Annotated in this window: 15 protein-coding genes; 9 read left to right on the top strand and 6 right to left on the bottom strand. The window is 51.8% G+C overall.

What is annotated here, in order from left to right; all coding sequences use genetic code 11:
- The first annotated feature begins 74 nt into the window (after window positions 1-74).
- Window positions 75-773 carry a hypothetical protein gene (locus MKX42_RS13890; protein ID WP_340753004.1) on the top strand — a complete coding sequence of 233 codons (699 nt, stop codon included), beginning with the start codon at window positions 75-77 and terminating at the stop codon, window positions 771-773.
- 21 nt (window positions 774-794) lie between these two features.
- Here MKX42_RS13890 and MKX42_RS13895 read toward each other — a convergent pair whose 3' ends face one another.
- From MKX42_RS13895 to MKX42_RS13915, 5 genes are all read right to left on the bottom strand, one after another.
- Window positions 795-2630, bottom strand: a complete 1836-nt coding sequence (locus MKX42_RS13895) for an ABC transporter ATP-binding protein (protein ID WP_340753005.1) — start codon at window positions 2628-2630, stop codon at window positions 795-797.
- Complete coding sequence (locus MKX42_RS13900; RefSeq protein WP_340753006.1) at window positions 2620-4467, bottom strand: ABC transporter ATP-binding protein; 1848 nt, start codon at window positions 4465-4467, stop codon at window positions 2620-2622. The genes MKX42_RS13895 and MKX42_RS13900 overlap by 11 nt, the downstream gene beginning before the upstream one ends.
- Window positions 4468-4496: 29 nt before the next feature.
- Window positions 4497-5603: an ArsR family transcriptional regulator gene (locus MKX42_RS13905; protein ID WP_340753007.1), complete on the bottom strand. Its 1107-nt coding sequence runs from the start codon at window positions 5601-5603 to the stop codon at window positions 4497-4499.
- A 318-nt stretch (window positions 5604-5921) separates the two neighbouring features.
- Window positions 5922-6512, bottom strand: coding sequence for a LysE family translocator (locus tag MKX42_RS13910; protein WP_340753008.1), 591 nt, complete (start codon window positions 6510-6512; stop codon window positions 5922-5924).
- Between the two features lie 83 nt (window positions 6513-6595).
- Window positions 6596-6844, bottom strand: coding sequence for a DUF6199 family natural product biosynthesis protein (locus tag MKX42_RS13915; RefSeq protein ID WP_340753009.1), 249 nt, complete (start codon window positions 6842-6844; stop codon window positions 6596-6598).
- Between the two features lie 131 nt (window positions 6845-6975).
- Here MKX42_RS13915 and MKX42_RS13920 point away from each other — a divergent pair, with 131 nt between their 5' ends.
- From MKX42_RS13920 to MKX42_RS13950, 7 genes are all read left to right on the top strand, one after another.
- On the top strand, window positions 6976-7665 hold the full coding sequence (locus MKX42_RS13920) for a response regulator transcription factor (RefSeq protein WP_340753010.1): 690 nt from the start codon (window positions 6976-6978) through the stop codon (window positions 7663-7665).
- Window positions 7662-8666, top strand: coding sequence for a sensor histidine kinase (locus tag MKX42_RS13925; protein ID WP_340753011.1), 1005 nt, complete (start codon window positions 7662-7664; stop codon window positions 8664-8666). Before MKX42_RS13920 ends, MKX42_RS13925 begins: the two co-directional genes overlap by 4 nt.
- 98 nt (window positions 8667-8764) lie before the next feature.
- Entirely contained in the window at window positions 8765-9520 is a 756-nt protein-coding gene (locus MKX42_RS13930) for an ABC transporter ATP-binding protein (RefSeq protein WP_340753012.1), read from the top strand.
- Window positions 9517-11460 carry an ABC transporter permease gene (locus MKX42_RS13935; RefSeq protein WP_340753013.1) on the top strand — a complete coding sequence of 648 codons (1944 nt, stop codon included), beginning with the start codon at window positions 9517-9519 and terminating at the stop codon, window positions 11458-11460. Before MKX42_RS13930 ends, MKX42_RS13935 begins: the two co-directional genes overlap by 4 nt.
- Before the next feature lie 269 nt (window positions 11461-11729).
- On the top strand, window positions 11730-12455 hold the full coding sequence (locus MKX42_RS13940; RefSeq protein WP_340753014.1) for an MOSC domain-containing protein: 726 nt from the start codon (window positions 11730-11732) through the stop codon (window positions 12453-12455).
- A 269-nt stretch (window positions 12456-12724) separates the two neighbouring features.
- Window positions 12725-13672, top strand: coding sequence for an ArsR/SmtB family transcription factor (locus MKX42_RS13945; protein WP_340753015.1), 948 nt, complete (start codon window positions 12725-12727; stop codon window positions 13670-13672).
- A gap of 237 nt (window positions 13673-13909) precedes the next feature.
- Complete coding sequence (locus MKX42_RS13950; protein ID WP_340753016.1) at window positions 13910-15667, top strand: glycoside hydrolase family 2 protein; 1758 nt, start codon at window positions 13910-13912, stop codon at window positions 15665-15667.
- Window positions 15668-15691: 24 nt separating this feature from the next.
- On the opposite strand, the gene MKX42_RS13955 is transcribed toward MKX42_RS13950, so the two are convergent.
- The gene (locus tag MKX42_RS13955) at window positions 15692-16489 is read right to left on the bottom strand and encodes a lipase family protein (RefSeq protein WP_340753017.1); all 798 of its coding nucleotides are present in this window, start codon (window positions 16487-16489) and stop codon (window positions 15692-15694) included.
- A 168-nt stretch (window positions 16490-16657) separates the two neighbouring features.
- On the opposite strand from MKX42_RS13955, the gene MKX42_RS13960 reads away from it, so the two are divergent.
- Entirely contained in the window at window positions 16658-17533 is an 876-nt protein-coding gene (locus tag MKX42_RS13960; protein ID WP_340753018.1) for an alpha/beta fold hydrolase, read from the top strand.
- The last annotated feature ends 55 nt before the right edge of the window (window positions 17534-17588 follow it).

The raw sequence follows: 17588 nt of genomic DNA on the forward strand, positions 1-17588 counted from the left end.
TGACCGGAAATATTCTATAGTTAGATGGAAGCCATTGTAAGCGCAAACACTTGGGATTGGGGATGTATAAAGAGATGAAAACTACACGTAGATGGGGCATGGCAGCCGGAGTGATTCTTGCTTCGGTAGCGGTACTCTATATCTTATTATATATGTACGAAAAACCAGGCGGCTGGTCTGACCGGCGGATGTCGCAAGCGTTAGGACTGGAGCAGACCCTCCAGATTCCGCTTGGCGACAGTCCGGAGGAAGCCGTACGGTTGTTCCGTGAGTCAGATTCCATGACGGTGGTACATAAGGAGACTGTCGGCAGGGGAGAGCTTGTGTTCCTTACCCGGTCAGGCCAGCAGGAAGGCGGCGACCTTCAGGTAGAGTATGTCCGCAAGACTTGGCTTGGATGGAAATGGGTCTGGGGAGCAGGGTATGGACTCGGCGAAGAGCCTTCCCCAGCGGCCATGAATTATATGAGGGTGCCTGAAATAGAGCAGGTCTCCACGCCGTTTCCCATGGTATTCGGAGAAGTGCTGGACCCGAACATTGACCAAATCATTATTCAGCAGAAGGAAGCCGGGACGGACAAATCCGAAGCGAAGCTGATTACGGCGGCTTCCGGCCGGACGATCTGGTTTGCTTTTCAGCCGGCGACGGCAGGCGTTCCGTTCGAGATTGAAGGACTGGACCAGGCCGGAAAAATAATCGCTACCAAGGTTATTACAGATGACCGGGGCAGCGGGACGATTGTGCCCCCGGTAAATGGGTCAATCTCCGAATGAGGAATGTTGATAGACTCCGAGTCATCCTGCAGTAAGCGATTCCGGAAGTAGTGCCGAACCCCTGGTTCCAGCCCCTGTAGAGTTGAATTGTAAGTGGTAGAGGTCAGCATAGAGTCCGTTTTGCTCCAGAAGTTCATCATGTGTCCCTTCCTCGGCGATTGTCCCCTGGTCAAGAACTATAATCCGCGAGGCATCCCGTACCGTTGACAGTCTGTGGGCTATCACGAGGGTGGTCCTGTCTGACATTAGCCGTTCGAGTGATTGCTGCACCAGCCGTTCAGACTCATTATCAAGTGCTGATGTAGCTTCATCCAGCAGCAGGAGCGGTGCATTACGCAGGAATGCTCTGGCGATGGCCAGGCGTTGCCTTTGACCGCCGGATAAGGAGGAGCCATGTTCACCAATCATTGTGTCATAGCCTTCCGGCAGGCGCATGATAAATTCATCTGCACCTGCCAACCGGGCGGCTTCTCGTATCTCCCCGTCCGTTGCCTCAGCTGCGCTGAATGCAATATTCTCCCGGATACTGCCCGAGAATAAGTAGGGATTCTGCGGTACATAGGAGATCATCCGGCGGGCCTCTTCCAACTGACCGTGTACTGCATTACCGCACACGTTAATACTGCCGGTTTGCGGTTCATACAGTCCGCAGCATAATCGTACCAGTGTTGTTTTACCCGAGCCGCTGGGTCCGACAATAGCGACGGTCTCGCCATGCTGTAGCTGGAGATTAATCTCTGATAAGCCGGTCTTCTCCTTGGACTGAGGCCCAGCGAAGCTATAGCACAGCCCTTGTATACTTAATACATTCTCCTCAGTAGTGGCCACTTCTCCAGGGGAAGAGAAGCGGCCGCTGTATGCTTCTCCTTCCAAAGTAGCATCAAGAATTTCAAATACACGATCAGCTGCACCGAGTGATTCCTGTACCCCGCCCCAAGTCTGCGACATTTCGACGAACGGCCATTGAACTCGTCCCATCAGGAGGATGAAGGCAAGCACTTCACCTGCTGTGGTCTCTCCCCGCATCGCTGATCTTGCAATTAGTACAGCACAGCTGATCATTACAGCGTTGTTGATGAAAGCGGAAGAATGCCAGAGCAGGGCATTCAGCAGGGTTCTTTGCTGCTCAAGCTGGTTCAGTTTTCTGCGTTCCGTGGCATACCTGCTGAGCAGCATATTCTCCAGTGAAAATGAACGGACGACCTTCATCCCTTGAGTAGTCTCCTGCAGAATTCCCCGTAACAGGGCTTCTTGGGCATAGATCTGCGTGAACAGCTTGCGCAGTTTGCGGTCAAAGAAACGTCCTGACAGAAAGACCACAGGTCCCGTGCCAAGTGCAAGCAGTGCGAGCCATACATCCATACTGGCTAAATACAGAAATGCTACCAAGCAGAGCAATAGATTATAGCCCAGATCGTAAACCAGACTACTGATCATTCCCATGGCTGCTCCCACATCCTTAGTATTGCGAGAGGTCAGATCGCCGGAATGCATAGCTTCCAGACGGCTGTAAGGCAGCCGGTGACTGGTGTCAAAGAACTTTGCCCGGAAATCCCAGGACATACGGCTGTGAACGGTGAAGCGGAGGTAATGCTGCAGCATAAGACAGAGGATAGTCACTAGACAAGCCAGGGAACAAATTACGGTTATCCTTGTCAAGGACAGCATATCGGTATTGTTAATAGTATCAATGAAAACCTGTTGAATCGTGGCGAACCCGATATCCAGGGCAAGCTTGGCTGTGAGCAATACCACAGCTGTCAGAAATCCGAGCCGGTATGGCTTGATATAAGGGAGCAGCCGCTTGAGCGCTTCCCGAAGCCGGATTGGGCCAGCTGAAGATGAATTAGCATTCATTTTGTAATCCTCCTTCCGCAATCTCCTCTGTCTGGACACCCGCCTGGGCCATAGCGTGGTACTTGCCTTGCATGGCCATCAGCTCCCCGTGGGTCCCTTGTTCTGTAATCGCTCCTGCTTCCATGAAGTAAATATGATCCGCATGCCTGATGGTTGACAGCCGGTGGGCAATCACCACTGTGGTCCGGTTCATCATCAGCACCTGCAAAGCCTGCTGAACAACCTCCTCATTATGGCTGTCAAGGGCAGCAGTAGGCTCATCAAGCAGCAACAGCCCCGGTTCACGGACGAAGGCCCGGGCAATGGATAGCCGCTGACGTTCACCTCCTGATAAAGTAAGTCCCCTTTCACCGATAATCGTCTCATATTGTTGGGGAGTTCCCATAATGAACTTGTGGATACCCGCATTTTTAGCAGCGGATATAACTTCTTCACGGGACGCCTCGGGTCGTCCCCAGGCAATATTCTCGTATAGTGAACCGGAGAATAGATAAGGCTCCTGGGATACGTAGGAGATATGTCTGCGCCAGCTATGCGGTGGAATCGTATGTAAAGGCATGCCGCCATGATGGATGCTCCCTCCATCAGGCACATAAGCTGCAAGCATTAGCTGAAGAATGGTACTTTTGCCGCTGCCGCTGGCACCTGCAAAGGCAGTTACCTTTCCGGGCTCAATCCGCAGATGGATGCCGGTTAATACTTTGTGTTGTCCGTACCCGAAGGTGACATTACGGAATACAAGGGGCAGCTGACCGGCTGCAGGCTGCTTATCTTCAGTCCATGCTTCAGGGTTCTGTTCTGCAGCGTCTGTATTCGCCGGGCTCTCGCCTTCTAAGGGCAGATCCATAATCTCAAATAAACGTCTACCTTGTGCCAGTGAAGCTTGTAATTCAGTCCATAGATTGGCAAGCTTGGATAGCGGATTAGAAATTTGCTCAAAACAGAGAAGAAAAGCGGCAACGGCCCCTACATCAAGCCGGCCTCCGACTACCAGATAGCCACCATAAGAGAGAACATAGAGCAATCCGCCGAGGGTAACAGCCAGAGGCATATTGTATCCTACAGCTTCAACCCGTGATACTGACAAATGAACAGTGTTAAATTGTCGGACTCTGTGGTTGAACTGCCCTAGCAGGCGGGAAGCAAGGGAGAAAGCACGCACGACCTCAGCGCCCTGTATCGAATCCTGAACGAATGCCTGTTGTTCACTCTCGATACTCTGGCGCTGCTCATTCATCCTGCGAAGCCGGGAGGTAAAGGGGAGCATGACCAGCGGGACCAGCGAACAGATGAGTATAGTACCCAGAGTTAGAACAAACTGCAGAGACAGAAGATAAGTCAGCAGAAATGCGATTTGCAGTAGATTGCTGATCAGTTCGGTGGTCTTCCTGTTAATTCCTTGCTGGGCGGCTGGCGCAGAATCGTTCATCCGGCTGATCAGATCGGCGGAATGATAACGGTCCAGCTCTTTCATCTGAATGTTCATTAACCTTGTCAGCAGGGAGACCTGGAGCCTGGAGGTGGATTTGATCTCCAGCAGTCCTGAGAGATAGGTATTCAGAAAGTGGACTCCAGCATCGATAACTATAATGACAACGGCAAGAGTCATCGCGGCTGCAAGACCGGAAGTGTCATGGTGTGTAGCCGCATTAATAATACGCCGTAGAATTTCAGCAATACCTACGCTTGTAAGTGAGGTGATGGCTGCAAAAAAACAAAGGATGATATACCAGCCAGTATATGGTTTGCCTAGCTTCAGCAAACGGATAAAGATATTTTGGGCAGCGGCGGGTTGTTTATCTAGTGGTACTGCTCCGGTAGTAGTGGTCCGATTCAAGGGGAACCCCTCCAGTTAATAATTGGGTCTTAATCCAGCATGACTTTTGTTGTTAAGGCAAGCAGATTGCGCAAAGTATCGGTTCTGAGCACATAATACAGGCGGTGATCTACCCGCTCGATGTCCAGAAGATCCAGGAAAAACAGGAAGTTGGCATGATAATTCACAGCTGCAGGTGTGATGCCAAGCGCAGTAGCGATTTCCTTACCATAGTGCGGCCGCTGTTTGAGTAAGAGCAGGAGATCCAGGCGCCGTTTATCCGAGAAGGCCTTGAGGAACAGCTCGGTCTTCTCCCGGTCGGCAACGGGGCCGTATACGCGGTCATTGTGTACGCCGAAGATGACCCAGCCTATCTGCCCGGTTTCTGTATGGAAATTGTAGAAGCTGTTGTTCACCTGTGAAACAAAGCTGACATGGAAGGTGGCAGGAAAGTCAAAGAGTGCAGGCTCATTCTTATGAAGTTCACGAATAAAAACCTCCGGGGTACTACGGAACTGTGCCTCATAACGGAGTGAGGCCTGTTCAGAAATTGCTTGAATCCGGTCTTTCCAGTGAATGAAAACATCCTGATGGAATTGACGCAGGAGCTGTATGTAACGCAGCTTGGTTTCTTGCGGACGTGCAAGGCATTCAAGCAGCGGACCATGGGCTTCTACCACCTCAGGCTGAGGTTGCGTGTCCGAAGCAAGTTCTAAGAGCTTATTGAGATCCTTTTTGACCACCTCCCAATCGTAGCCCTTCAACAGTGCCTCCAAATTATCGTGGTAGACGCCATAGACCATCTCTGAAACGATGTGCTCAGCAGGACTTTTCTCCAGTCTGTTGATCCATTCTTCGGCAGTCTGCGCCTCTGGATAGGAACAGGCAGATTCATATAACGGGAAATCCAGTGCATTGTGAAAAAAGTTGTGACGGAAAAAAAACATCAGCTCACGAGTGAAATGAGGTGACAATAACTTGCGGGCATCTTCAAAATAGGTTCCGAGCAGCTCATCAATTTCGATTTTATATTCCGCTGCCAGATCTGCCAGCTGATCCTCACATGCCAACATTCCCATGGAAACAATAAACTCAATCGCCTCGTTGTACGCAAAACGGATGTTTTTCAGTAGTGTCTCTTGCAAAGAATCGTTCATTTGTGCCTCCCGTTTATATTTTGTGTTAAGAAAATTGAATATTAATTAATTTCAAGTAACATTTAATAATTACTTAATGTTAAAATAAGCTAAATGCAGGAGTTTGTAAAGTAGAAATTAGTTGTGTTTCATTCAGCTAACGGGTGGAACGCCAAAAAAACCGCCTCACCGGAAGCCCTACATAGGACTTGGATGAGGCAGTTCGACCGCCTAGTTGCGAATTTGGAAGAGTTTTAATGGAGGAGACAGGGAAGAGTTACGCCAACTGCGATATATACTCATAAGCCGTGATGCCATACACACTTTTGAAATGCCGGTTCAGATCTCTATGATGCCGGATACAAGTACCGCTGAATATACCAGAAAAAGGGCCATTAACGTATTCATCACCCGCCGGTGCTGCTGCAAAAAGCTTCTAAAGACGGACCCGAAGGCCACCCATGTGGTGAATGCCAGGAATCCGATGAAGGTCACGAGCAGAACGAACCCGAAGGCGGCAGCCGAAGAATCGTAGTAAGGCATGACGTAACCCGGTATGACGGTCAGTGTAAACAGCAGCACCTTGGGATTCACGAACTGCATCAGCAGACCGGAATAGAAGCTGGCCGAATGCCGGGTTACTTCCCCGGAGCTGCGGCCCATATGATAGACTTGATACGCCAGATACAGCATATACACGCTGCCTGCGATCTGCATGATGCGGAGAATCTCCGGGAGTACGCCTGCCAGCAGGTGGTTGAGTAGAGCGGAGGCGGCAAGCAGCAGCCCGAAGGCCAGTGTGGCTCCGCTTACGTATACCATGGTTTGTCTGGTCCCGTGATGCTGGACGGAAGACAGGATTACAATATTAGTGGGGCCGGGTGTGAAGGTAACCACAATACAATAGATGATAAAGGAAAGGATATTCATGATGACCTCCGGTGAAAGTAGTTCCTTGAATATACACCGGGGCTGCGAATCGCTATAGTACATTATTGCAATCCGCTATTCCTTTAGCTAAGAGAACTCCAGAGTGTCAATATCCCCATCACCATCAGGAAAGATCCCATCCATAAGCCCACGGCCCCTCTGAAGCGCATGGAGCTGATGTAGGCGTCACTGGGTTCACTATCGCCTTTCGTTTTCCAGCCCTCACTCGCCTGCCAACTGAAGGTAGGGTTTCTGCGCACATATAAGCTAAATAAGTTGACTGCAATTCCAAATAACAAGATGAAGATTGCGCTAAAAGTTTCGATGATCATCAGCTCCTAGGTAGGTTCAAATTTGTCGCCGTTTGTATCTAATACGTTACTTGGTTTAGGGGAGGTTTCACAAATATAATAAACGTGAAGTATAATAGTCCGATAGTATTTCTTCTGAAGGAGAGTCCTTTGTGTTCAAAATTATGCTTATAGAAGACGATATTACGCTGTTCGGGGAGATCCGGGAGCGTCTGGCCCAATGGTCGTATGAGGTGTACGGGGTTACGAATTTCGGTAAGGTCCTGCAAGAGTTCTCGGAGGTGAAGCCCGACCTGGTGGTGATTGATATCCAGCTGCCGCGCTTCGACGGCTTCCACTGGTGCCGGATTCTGCGCAGCCACTCCAAGGTGCCGATTATTTTCCTCTCCTCCCGGGACCATCCGAGCGATATGGTGATGTCGATGCAGCTGGGGGCCGATGATTTCATTCAGAAGCCGTTCCACTTCGAGGTGCTGATTGCCAAGATTCAGGCCATCCTCCGCCGGGTCTACAATTACAGCAAGGAAGGCACGGAGCTGAAGACCTGGCGCGGAGCGGCAATTGAGTTCGTGAAGAATACGGTCACGGGGAGCGGGGGGGCAGCGCTGCTTACGAAGAATGAGATGCTGATTCTCAAAATCCTGCTGGAGCGCAAAAACACCATTGTAGAGCGTGAGGAGATCATCACCAGCCTGTGGGACAACGAGCATTTTGTCAGCGATAATACGCTGACTGTGAATGTGAACCGGCTGCGCAAGAAGCTGGAGCCGCTCGGCCTGGATACGTACATTGAGACAAAGGTCGGTCAAGGGTATATGGCGACAGAAGAGGCGGAACAATGATATGGAAATACATCACCGAGAAGCGGAGCTGGCTGCTCCTGCTGGCCGCCTTCCAGCTGATTATTCTGTTCGTGGCCTATATTGACTCTGCCATTCCGCTGCTGCCGATCCTGTACATTGTACTCCTCAATACGCTGCTCTGCCTGGCCTTCGTCTTCCTGAGCTATTCCCGGGAGACCCGATTCTATAAGAGCCTTGCTTCCTGGGATCAGATCTATGAGCTGCAGGCGGTCCAGGAGCCGGGTAGTCCGATGGAACGGCTGGTCCATGAGGCGATAAGCGCCCAGACGGACCGCTACAAGCGTGAATCCTCCATGAATATCCAGCTTCTGGAATCGGAGAAGGACGAGCTGCTGGCCTGGATACATGAGGTCAAGACTCCGCTGACTGCTATGCAGCTCATGATAGAACGCCTGCCGGATGAGACCTTGCAAAGACAGATGATGTACGAATGGCTGCGCATCCACCATCTGCTTGACCAGCAGCTGCATCAGAAGCGGATTCCCTTCATCCGCAACGATCTGTTCATTGAAAAGGTCAGTCTTGCCCCTATCCTGAATAAGGAGATCCGGGCATTGAAATCCTGGTGCATCTCCAAACGAATCGGGTTCGACGTAGAGCTTGAGGCCGAGACCGTGCTGACAGACGGCAAATGGCTGGCCTTCATGCTAAGGCAACTCCTGACCAATGCCGTGAAATACAGCGAAGCCTCCGATATCCTCGTCCGGAGCCGTGAAGAGGGAGGCCATGTTGCGCTTGTCATTGAAGACAGCGGACAAGGGATTGATCCCAGGGATCTGCCGCGGATCTATGATAAGGGCTTCACCTCATCGCGCTTCCGTCAGGAGGGGGCTGCCACCGGCATGGGGCTGTACCTAACCCGGCAGGTCGCGGAGCCGCTGCTGATTAGACTTCACGCTGCTTCCGTGCTGGGGCAGGGGAGTGTATTTACGCTGACTTTTCCAAGGGAAAATGACTTTCAGCGCCTGACAGGCATGTGACAATAGTGTCACATGCCTGTTCCATTTGTTCGGCGAAGCGCAGGAAAATGATCGTCCACCCGCTTATGATAGAAATATAGAAAAGGAGTGGGGAACAGATGCTTATCATGCAGGCTAACAAAATCTATAAAACCTATGGCAACAAATTTAACAAACAGGAAGTCCTGAGGGGCATTGATCTTCAGGTGGACAAGGGCGAGTTCGTCGGAATCATGGGACCGTCCGGGTCCGGCAAAACGACGCTTCTGAACGTATTGTCCTCCATTGACCGGGTAAGCAAAGGGACGATCGAAATTGAGGGCAAGGAATTCACGGGGATGAAGGAGAAGCAGCTCGCCGAATTCCGCAAGCATCATCTCGGGTTCATTTTCCAGGATTATAATCTGCTTGACACCTTGACGGTTAAGGAGAATATCATGCTGCCGCTGTCGATTACAGGCATGTCCAAGAAGGAGGCGCACCAGAAATTCGACCAGGTGGCAGGCGAGCTGGGAATCTATGAGCTGAAGGACAAATATCCGGCGGAAATCTCCGGCGGGCAGAAGCAGCGTACGTCTGCGGCACGGGCCTTCGTGCATGATCCAAGTATTATTTTTGCCGATGAGCCGACGGGAGCCTTGGATTCCAAGTCTGCGTCCGATCTGCTGAACAAGCTGGCCGCCATGAACAGCAAGCGTGAAGCTACCATTGTCATGGTTACACATGATGCCGTTGCCGCAAGCTACTGCAGCCGCGTGGTGTTCATCCGGGACGGTCAAATCTACACCCAGCTGAACAAGGGGGAGGAATCGCGGCAATCCTTCTTGGGTGATATTATCAGCACCCAGGGCGTACTTGGTGGTGTCACGCAATGAGTCTGAATTATATTATCCTGCGGAACCTCAAAAAGAACATTAAGAACTATTACCTCTACGTATTCGCGCTCATTTTCAGTGTGGCCCTGTACTTCTCCTTCGTAACGCTGCAGTTCGACCCGGCCATGAAGGAGGTCAGCGGTTCGATCAAAGGCGGGGCAGCTATCGGCGCATCCTCCGTCCTGCTGGTTGCGATTGTGGCCATCTTCCTGTTGTATGCGAACACGATCTTCATCAAGCGCCGCAGCAAGGAGATCGGGCTGTTCCAGCTCATCGGGCTGACCAAAAGCAGAATCTTCGTGCTGCTGAGCGCAGAGAATCTGATTCTATATTTCGGATCGATGTTCGCGGGAATTGGCGCAGGGTTCGTGATGTCACGGCTGATCCTGATGATTCTGTTCAAAATCCTGGAGGTCGACCTGCTGGCGGCCTTGCGCTTCTCCCCCGAGGCATTGCAGCGGACGGTGTTGGTTTTTGCCGCTGTGTATGTGCTGATTATGATCATGAATTACACGTTCATCCGGGCTCAGAGCATTCTGTCACTGTTCAAAGCTAAGGCCACTTCCCAGACTCGTATTCAGAGAATGTCGTTGTGGGAGGTTGTGATCGGCCTGCTCGGGATGATCAGTATCTTCGGAGGATACTATATCTCAGGGGAGCTGTTCAGCGGCAAATTTACGGGCATGGGCGCATTGATGTATGCGATGATTGCCATCCTCGCACTGGTGATTATCGGAACGTATCTGTTCTACAAAGGCTCGGTCAGCTTTCTCTTCAATCTCATCCGCCGCAGTAAAAAAGGCTACCTGTCCATTCGGGAGGTATTATCGCTCTCTTCCATTATGTTCCGGATGAAATCGAACGCCCTGCTGCTGACTGTCATCACCACGGTATCTGCGCTGGCCATTGGCCTGCTCTCTCTGAGCTATATCTCTTATTATTCGGTGGGGGCCTCTGCCAGAGAGAGTTCACCGCATGATTACGGTTTCCTTCAGAAGGCGGATGAGGCCGGATTCCGGGAGGCGCTCAACAAGGCCGGCATAAGTTATACCACTCTGGAGATTCCAACGGTTCAGGTAGAGGTGGGTCTTAAGGAAGTCTTAGATACTAGAAATACCCCGGGCAATGAAACCATTCTCTCAGCAACTGTGATCAGTGACAGCAGTCTGAAGGACATGGATTTGCAGCCGGGCGAGGTAGAGATTAAAGGGTATACGACTACAAAGCAAACTATGCTGAAGCTCAAGAAGAAGGGGGAGCTCGACTTCTCCACCAAGGATGGTGTGATGAAGCAGCAGCTCACGGGTTTGTCTGAGGAGACTGTGCTGCCGTATTATTTTGGCGGAGGGATTCTGGGGGTATTCGTGGTGGATGATTCTGTCTTCCAGGAATTGCTCCAGCATAAAGACCCGGATGAGCAAAAAAGAGTGAAAGGCGGAGGAATCTACTATGGTATGAATCTTGCCTCGTCCTCGCAGGCCAAGCAGGCTTACGAGATTTATAAGCAGCAGAAGCCGGAGCTGCAAAGCTTCTCACAATATGAGTTTGAGTTCAACCAGCGGACCAATATGGGCCTCATTATGTTCATTGTCGGCTTCCTGGGCCTGACGTTCCTGATTACCTCCGGCTGTATTCTCTACTTCAAGCAGATGGATGAGAGCGAGGAGGAGCGGGAGGGATATACGATTCTGCGCAAGCTGGGCTTCACCCAAGGGGATCTCCTGCGAGGCATCCAGTTCAAGCAGCTGTTCAATTTCGGTATTCCGCTGATCGTCGGCCTGTGTCACAGTTATTTTGCGGTGAAATCCGGCTGGTTCCTGTTTGGAACCGAGATGCTGACCCCGATGTTCGTAGTGATGGGGCTGTACACCGTGCTGTATTCGATCTTCGGCCTCCTGTCAGTCCTGTATTACAAGCGGGTGATCCGGGAATCACTGTAAAGAGATGAAGTGAAAAGATGAATTAAAGAGGATGGCCTTGGGGCTGTCCTTTTCTTGTGCGTGTATGTAATTATATTGTTGCAATCCATAAGGGTTCAGCTCTTGCCTTACGCAAAACAGGTAGCGATAATGGTATAATAAGACCGAAACGGAGCAGACCAAATGTTATCGCCGAGGCAACGGGGCTTTCCGTAGAAGAGATTCAGAAGTTAAAGCCGCTACAGTAAGAGTAGCAGAGCTATCAGATTATAGACAGAAGAGGTGGGGGCGTGTCAGTTACAGTTGGGGAGATTAAATCGATTAACCGTTATCCGGTAAAATCCTTTGCAGGAGAGACACTGGAGGCCTGTAAGGTTGTATCTTACGGTGTGGAGGGGGACCGGTATTGTTCCTTTTATGATATGACCAAAAAAGACTGGTCACAGTATATTACTGCCCGGAAGATTCCGAAGATGATGTCTTATAAGGCGGAATATACAGAGGGAGATATCCGGGTGACGGCTGCGGATGGCCGGGTGTTCGGCTGGGACCGGGAGCTGCTGAATGAAATTCAAAGTCTGACTTCCATCGGAATTACCATGTCTGAATTCATGGCACCACACCCGGAGGAGCAGCACCCGGAGCTCTTATCGGTAGATGGGGCCAGTATTTTGCTGGTGACTGATAAGAGCCTGAAGAAGCTGGAGGCGATGTGGGGCAAGCCCATAGACCAGCGCCGCTTCCGGGGGAACTTCCTCGTGGAAGTGAGTGAGGACTCGCTCGGAGAGGAAGAGTGGCTCGGCCGCCGTCTGTCGATTGGCAGTACAGTGCTGCAAGTGGATAGTTACTGTGAGCGCTGCGTGATGATTACGACCGATCCGGATACGCTGGAGCGGGACAGCTCCCTGCTGAAGCAAGTATACAAAGAGCTTAAGCAGCAGTTCGGCGTTTACGCTTCCGTTATCACTCCGGGAGAGGTCCGGCTGGGCGATCAGGTAGTGATGCTGGATAACTAAGCTGGACAGAAGTCCTACGCTCCTGCCAAAGGTGAGCGGTCACTTACATAATGTCTTTAGCGACTATAATGTTGTAAGTTTTACAACTTTGATATCTCAGCAACGGCACCGTTGGGAGAATTGTTGCACAGATTGCAGGAATTGTCCGGAATAACTGCCTTATGCGAAGGAATTGCTGCATTTTATGCAATATTCTCGGGTTAGCGGGAGTTCGATCCGGGGAATGTTGCAATTCGTGCTGGATATGTAATTACGGACATCTAAATGGGGTGAGCGAGATACTGGAACTATCCATGGAACATGCGGATGAGCTGGTGAAGGTAACACACGCATTGTCTACAGAACTGAGGCTGAGAATGCTGGCGCTGCTCAATAGCCGGCGAATGAATGTTGCGGAGCTGGCGGAGGCGCTGGAGATCCCTGTATCGACAGCAGCCTCCAATGTGAAGGTGCTGGAGCAAGCCGGGCTGATCGTGACGGAGCTGCTGCCTGCTTCACGCGGGGCGATGAAGGTCTGCAGCCGGATCTATGATGATATCAAGATCATCATCAATGCCCCGCAGCCCCTGGCTGAGGCGGACCAGGGCGAGTATTGCTATGAGATTGCCATGCCGATCGGCAATTTCACCGCCTGCGAAGTGGCACCGACCTGCGGCATGGTCAGTGAGACCGGTCCGATCATTACGGAGGACTCCCCGGCAGGCTTCTTTCACCCGGACCGGGTTCAGGCCCAATTGGTCTGGCTGCGCAAAGGCTATCTCGAATACCGATACCCGCTGGAGATTCCGGCGGGAGCAGAGATCCGCGAGATCCAGTTCTCGGTGGAGATCTGTTCGGAAGCGCCGAATTATGCCAATGACTGGCCTTCGGATATTACGCTCTGGATCAACGGAGTGGAGGTGGGCACCTGGACCTCGCCCGGCGACTTTGGCGGACGGCGCGGGAAGCTGAATCCCGCCTGGTGGATTGATACAGGCACCCAGTTCGGCACGCTGAAGACCTGGAGCGTAGACCGTACCCGCAGCACCATCGACCATCAGGAGCTATCCGCTGTGACTCTGGCGCAGCTGAATCTGACCCGGCAGAATCATGTGGATCTGCGGTTGGGCGTCAAGGAGGATGCCAGGCACAAGGGGGGAATGAACCTGTTCGGCAAGAAGTTCGGCGATTATGAGCAGGACCTGGTGATGAAGATTTTTTATAGCGTGAAGGCCTAGTTGGAATATGAGCTGGGCTTATTGTGAAGAACCTGCTGCTGTCGGCGGGTTCTTTTTCGAAAGATAAGAATCTATATGTTTTGGGGTCTCCACAAAGTACCTGAATCAACACCTACGCTAAAGCCCCACTTTGTGGGGTTATTTTGTGAGCATTGACATTTCGGCAGATTCTGCAATAATTAATACATATTTATTGTATTAAAACAAAATTATTGTTATTAAGGAGTGTGCACATCAATGACAACCCGGCACTATATCAAGGACTACCCGCGGCCGCAGTTCATCCGTGACGCCTGGCAGAGCCTGAACGGAGAATGGGATTTCCGTTATGACGATGACAACACGGGGGAGCGGAACCGGTGGTACGAGGAGCTGCAAGGCGATCTGAAGATTCAGGTTCCGTTCACGTATGAGACGGAGGCCAGCGGGATCGGTGAGACCGTGTTCCATCCGTATGTATGGTATGAGCGGGAATTGCAGCTGCAAGAGGGCTTGGGTAACAAGCGGGTCCTGCTGAATTTCCAGGCGGTGGATCACGTGGCGAAGGTGTGGGTGAACGGCAGCTATGCCGGGGGGCACCAAGGCGGCTATGCGGCTTTTACACTGGATATTACCGATTATCTGGACACGGGTTCTGGAGCCGTCAACCGTCTGACCGTCAAGGCAGAGGACAGCCAGAGCTGCACACAGCCACGGGGCAAGCAGCGCTGGGTGGATGAGAATTTCGAATGCTTCTATGTGCAGACCACGGGAATCTGGCAAAGTGTGTGGCTGGAGTATGTATCCCCTTCGTATCTCAAGTCTGTCAAAATCACCCCGGATCTCGATAACCGCTCAGTCCAATTTGAATATAACACCAATGGGGCTAACCCTAATCTGCGGCTGGAGACGCGGATCAGCACCGGGGAGAAGACCTTCAAGCAGGTCTCGCTTCAGGCCGACCGCGCTTCGCTCCAGCTTGACATAGAACTGACCCATGAAGCGAATGGCCCGTGGAAGCTCCAGTCGTGGTCGCCCGCTTCGCCGGTGCTGTATGAGGTGGAGCTCGTTCTGTACGAAGGGAACAAGGTGATCGACCAGGTCTATTCCTACTTCGGCCTCCGCAAAATCTCCATCGAACAAGGCAAGGTGCTGCTCAACAACACGCCGGTGTATCAGAAGCTGATTCTGGACCAGGGATATTGGCCGGACAGCCATCTGACCCCGCCTTCGGAAGAGGCGCTGATTGCTGATATCGACGCGATTCTGGCGATGGGCTACAACGGGGTCCGCAAGCATATGAAGATTGAGGATGCGCGCTTCCTGTACTGGTGTGATGTGAAGGGGCTGCTGGTCTGGTCAGAGATGGCGGCCACCTATGAGTTTGGTGATGAGGCAGTGGAGCAGTTCACGAAGGAGTGGACCGAGATTGTCCGGCAGCAATATAATCATCCCTCTGTGATTACCTGGGTGCCTTTTAACGAATCCTGGGGAATTCCGCAGGTCTACACGAATAAACGGCAGCAGCAATTCACTGAGGGCATCTATCATCTGACCAAGGCCATTGACCCGAACCGTCCGGTTATTGTGAATGACGGCTGGGAGCATACGGTCAGCGACATTATTACCCTGCATGATTATGAGGAGAGTGGGGCGGTCTTGCTTGAGCGTTATGCAGATTCCGGCAATGTGCTTGGCGGCAGCTCTTCGTTCAATAACTGGAAATTCGCGATGGCCCAGGGCTATGAATACCGGGGTCAGCCTGTCATAGTCAGTGAATTCGGGGGCATTGCCTTCAACACCGGCGAAGGATGGGGCTATGGGGAGCAAGTCGGCAGCACTGAGGCGTTCATCGAGCGGTTCCGCAGCATCACACAGGCCATCAAGGACACCCCGTACATCTGCGGATACTGCTACACACAGGTTACGGATGTCCAGCAGGAAGTGAACGGACTGCTGAATGCGGACCGGACCCCGAAGATTCCGCTGGACGAGATTCGTAAGATCAACCGGTAGAAGGGTCTATCCGCAGAGCGGAGATCAGGTGATCAGCTCCGGGACAGGACAGAACCCAGGATTCGCGGTGCACAGAGCTGTGGTGAAGTCGGGCCGTGTCTTCCTCAGCACAGCGAAATAACTACGGATGACATGATTCAGCTCAGGACTGCCATTCTGGAAGGATAGGGACTTAAGGGTCTGGACATGGGTGTAATAGTATTTGGTCTTCTGCTTAGGCAGCTTGTAGACGGTTGGCGGAACATACGTAGTGACGTCAAAAAGATTGGCATAGCGGTAGCTGCTGCGCACATACCGGCTGAAGGCCTTGGCAAAATCCGGATCCCCGACACGCGGAGAACCGTAGGTATACAGCCGCGGGGCGGTCAAGGAAGAATTGGCAGCAACATCCAGCGCACACAGAGTGGCCAGTGCCCCGCCAAGGCTATGGCCTGTTACATATAGCGTCTTTTCTGGAGACAGAGTGCCAAGCACGGAGAGAATGGCATCCCGAGCGGATGCATAGATATCGGTGAACCCCCGATGGGTCATGCAGGGTTCCTGGATGTATTTAAATTTCTTTTGCGCGGCATTCATGTTCGAGAGCCAGTCATTGGTGGAGATGCTTCCGCGCCAGGCAATAATGATCTCCTGCGGTGATTCCAGAATGAAGCCGAACAGCTCCCACACATTCCCCATCGATTTCGCCTGGAAGCTATGCACGGCCGAGAAGTCCATCGGTACCACGAACGCACCCTCCGCATTGGCAAATTGGGTATAGGTCTGTCCGCAGACAGCCGCCAGAAAAATCGCCCATTCCGCCTCACCTGTCATGGTACTCATTCTGCATCCCGCCTTTCTTTATATCTGTGTATGATGGGAAGGCGGGATTGGTGCCTATTCGTATGGTGACAGCATAGATGGACCGTGTATATAATTAATCCATTGTCTGTCAAATACATATAAGGTAAAGCAAACGTAAGGGATTGCGGGAATGGAGGAGGAAATGAAATGATTGAGGAACGTATCTCAATAGGAGAGATAAGCATTAACGCCAGGTATTCATTGAAAGACAAGCCTGTCGTCCTGTTGCTTCATTTCAGCGGCGGGAACCTGCATATGTGGGATGGCATTCTTCTGCAGCTGGAGCAGGAATACAGTATAGTTGCCCCGGATCTCCGGGGGCATGGCCGTTCGGACAAGCCGGAGACTGGCTATCATATTGACGAGATGGCAGAGGATATGTATCAGTTGCTGAGGCATTTGCAGGTGGACAAGTGCCACGTAGTAGGAAGCTCCATGGGGGCGCAGGTAGCGGTCAGTCTGGCAGCAGCTCATCCTGAGCTTGTAGCGTCCCTGGTGTGCGAAGGTGCGCTGAATAACGAATTTGGAGAATACGGTATATTTCACGGCACGGCAGAAGAGGTGGAGCAGAGGAAAGTGCAGCTCCGGGCAGAACTGGAGGAATGGAAGGAACCGTGCTATGACAGCATTGAATCGTATGTATCCGGGCAGAGGGACGAGCTGACTGCGGAGGGCCTGTGGAATGAATATTTCTGTGCGTTCTATACGCATAGCCTGGAGCAACATCCAGACGGCAAGTATACCTATTGTTATCCGAACCGAATCAGAATCGAATACATAGTGAAGTATTGGGAGTTGTCCTTTGAACACTATTATCAGACAATACAATGTCCGGTCCTGTTCCTGCCCAGCGAAGCGGAAGGGAACGATGAACGGGTCCGCAGCAGTCTGAATGCCTTCGCAGAGCTGCTGGACAGCTATGAAATTGCGCTGATCCCGGATTCGCTTCATGCGTATGTCTGGATGCAGCTTCCGCTTCAGGCGGGTCAGGCTGTGCGGGCTTTTCTGGACAAGCAGAGCTAACACTATTAGCATATAAAGAAGCCCGGTTCAGAGACAGAACTCCGAACCGGGCTTT

Source organism: Paenibacillus sp. FSL R7-0204 (assembly GCF_038002225.1).
Lineage (GTDB): Bacteria > Bacillota > Bacilli > Paenibacillales > Paenibacillaceae > Paenibacillus_AQ.

Bases quoted from the DNA above. Each gene is read 5' to 3' on its own strand.
- MKX42_RS13890 (WP_340753004.1), top strand. From the start codon at position 75: ATGAAAACTACACGTAGATGGGGCATGGCAGCCGGAGTGATTCTTGCT.
- MKX42_RS13895 (WP_340753005.1), bottom strand. From the start codon at position 2,630: ATGAATGCTAATTCATCTTCAGCTGGCCCAATCCGGCTTCGGGAAGCG.
- MKX42_RS13905 (WP_340753007.1), bottom strand. From the start codon at position 5,603: ATGAACGATTCTTTGCAAGAGACACTACTGAAAAACATCCGTTTTGCG.
- MKX42_RS13910 (WP_340753008.1), bottom strand. From the start codon at position 6,512: ATGAATATCCTTTCCTTTATCATCTATTGTATTGTGGTTACCTTCACA.
- MKX42_RS13915 (WP_340753009.1), bottom strand. From the start codon at position 6,844: ATGATCATCGAAACTTTTAGCGCAATCTTCATCTTGTTATTTGGAATT.
- MKX42_RS13925 (WP_340753011.1), top strand. From the start codon at position 7,662: ATGATATGGAAATACATCACCGAGAAGCGGAGCTGGCTGCTCCTGCTG.
- MKX42_RS13930 (WP_340753012.1), top strand. From the start codon at position 8,765: ATGCTTATCATGCAGGCTAACAAAATCTATAAAACCTATGGCAACAAA.
- MKX42_RS13935 (WP_340753013.1), top strand. From the start codon at position 9,517: ATGAGTCTGAATTATATTATCCTGCGGAACCTCAAAAAGAACATTAAG.
- MKX42_RS13950 (WP_340753016.1), top strand. From the start codon at position 13,910: ATGACAACCCGGCACTATATCAAGGACTACCCGCGGCCGCAGTTCATC.
- MKX42_RS13955 (WP_340753017.1), bottom strand. From the start codon at position 16,489: ATGAGTACCATGACAGGTGAGGCGGAATGGGCGATTTTTCTGGCGGCT.
- MKX42_RS13960 (WP_340753018.1), top strand. From the start codon at position 16,658: ATGATTGAGGAACGTATCTCAATAGGAGAGATAAGCATTAACGCCAGG.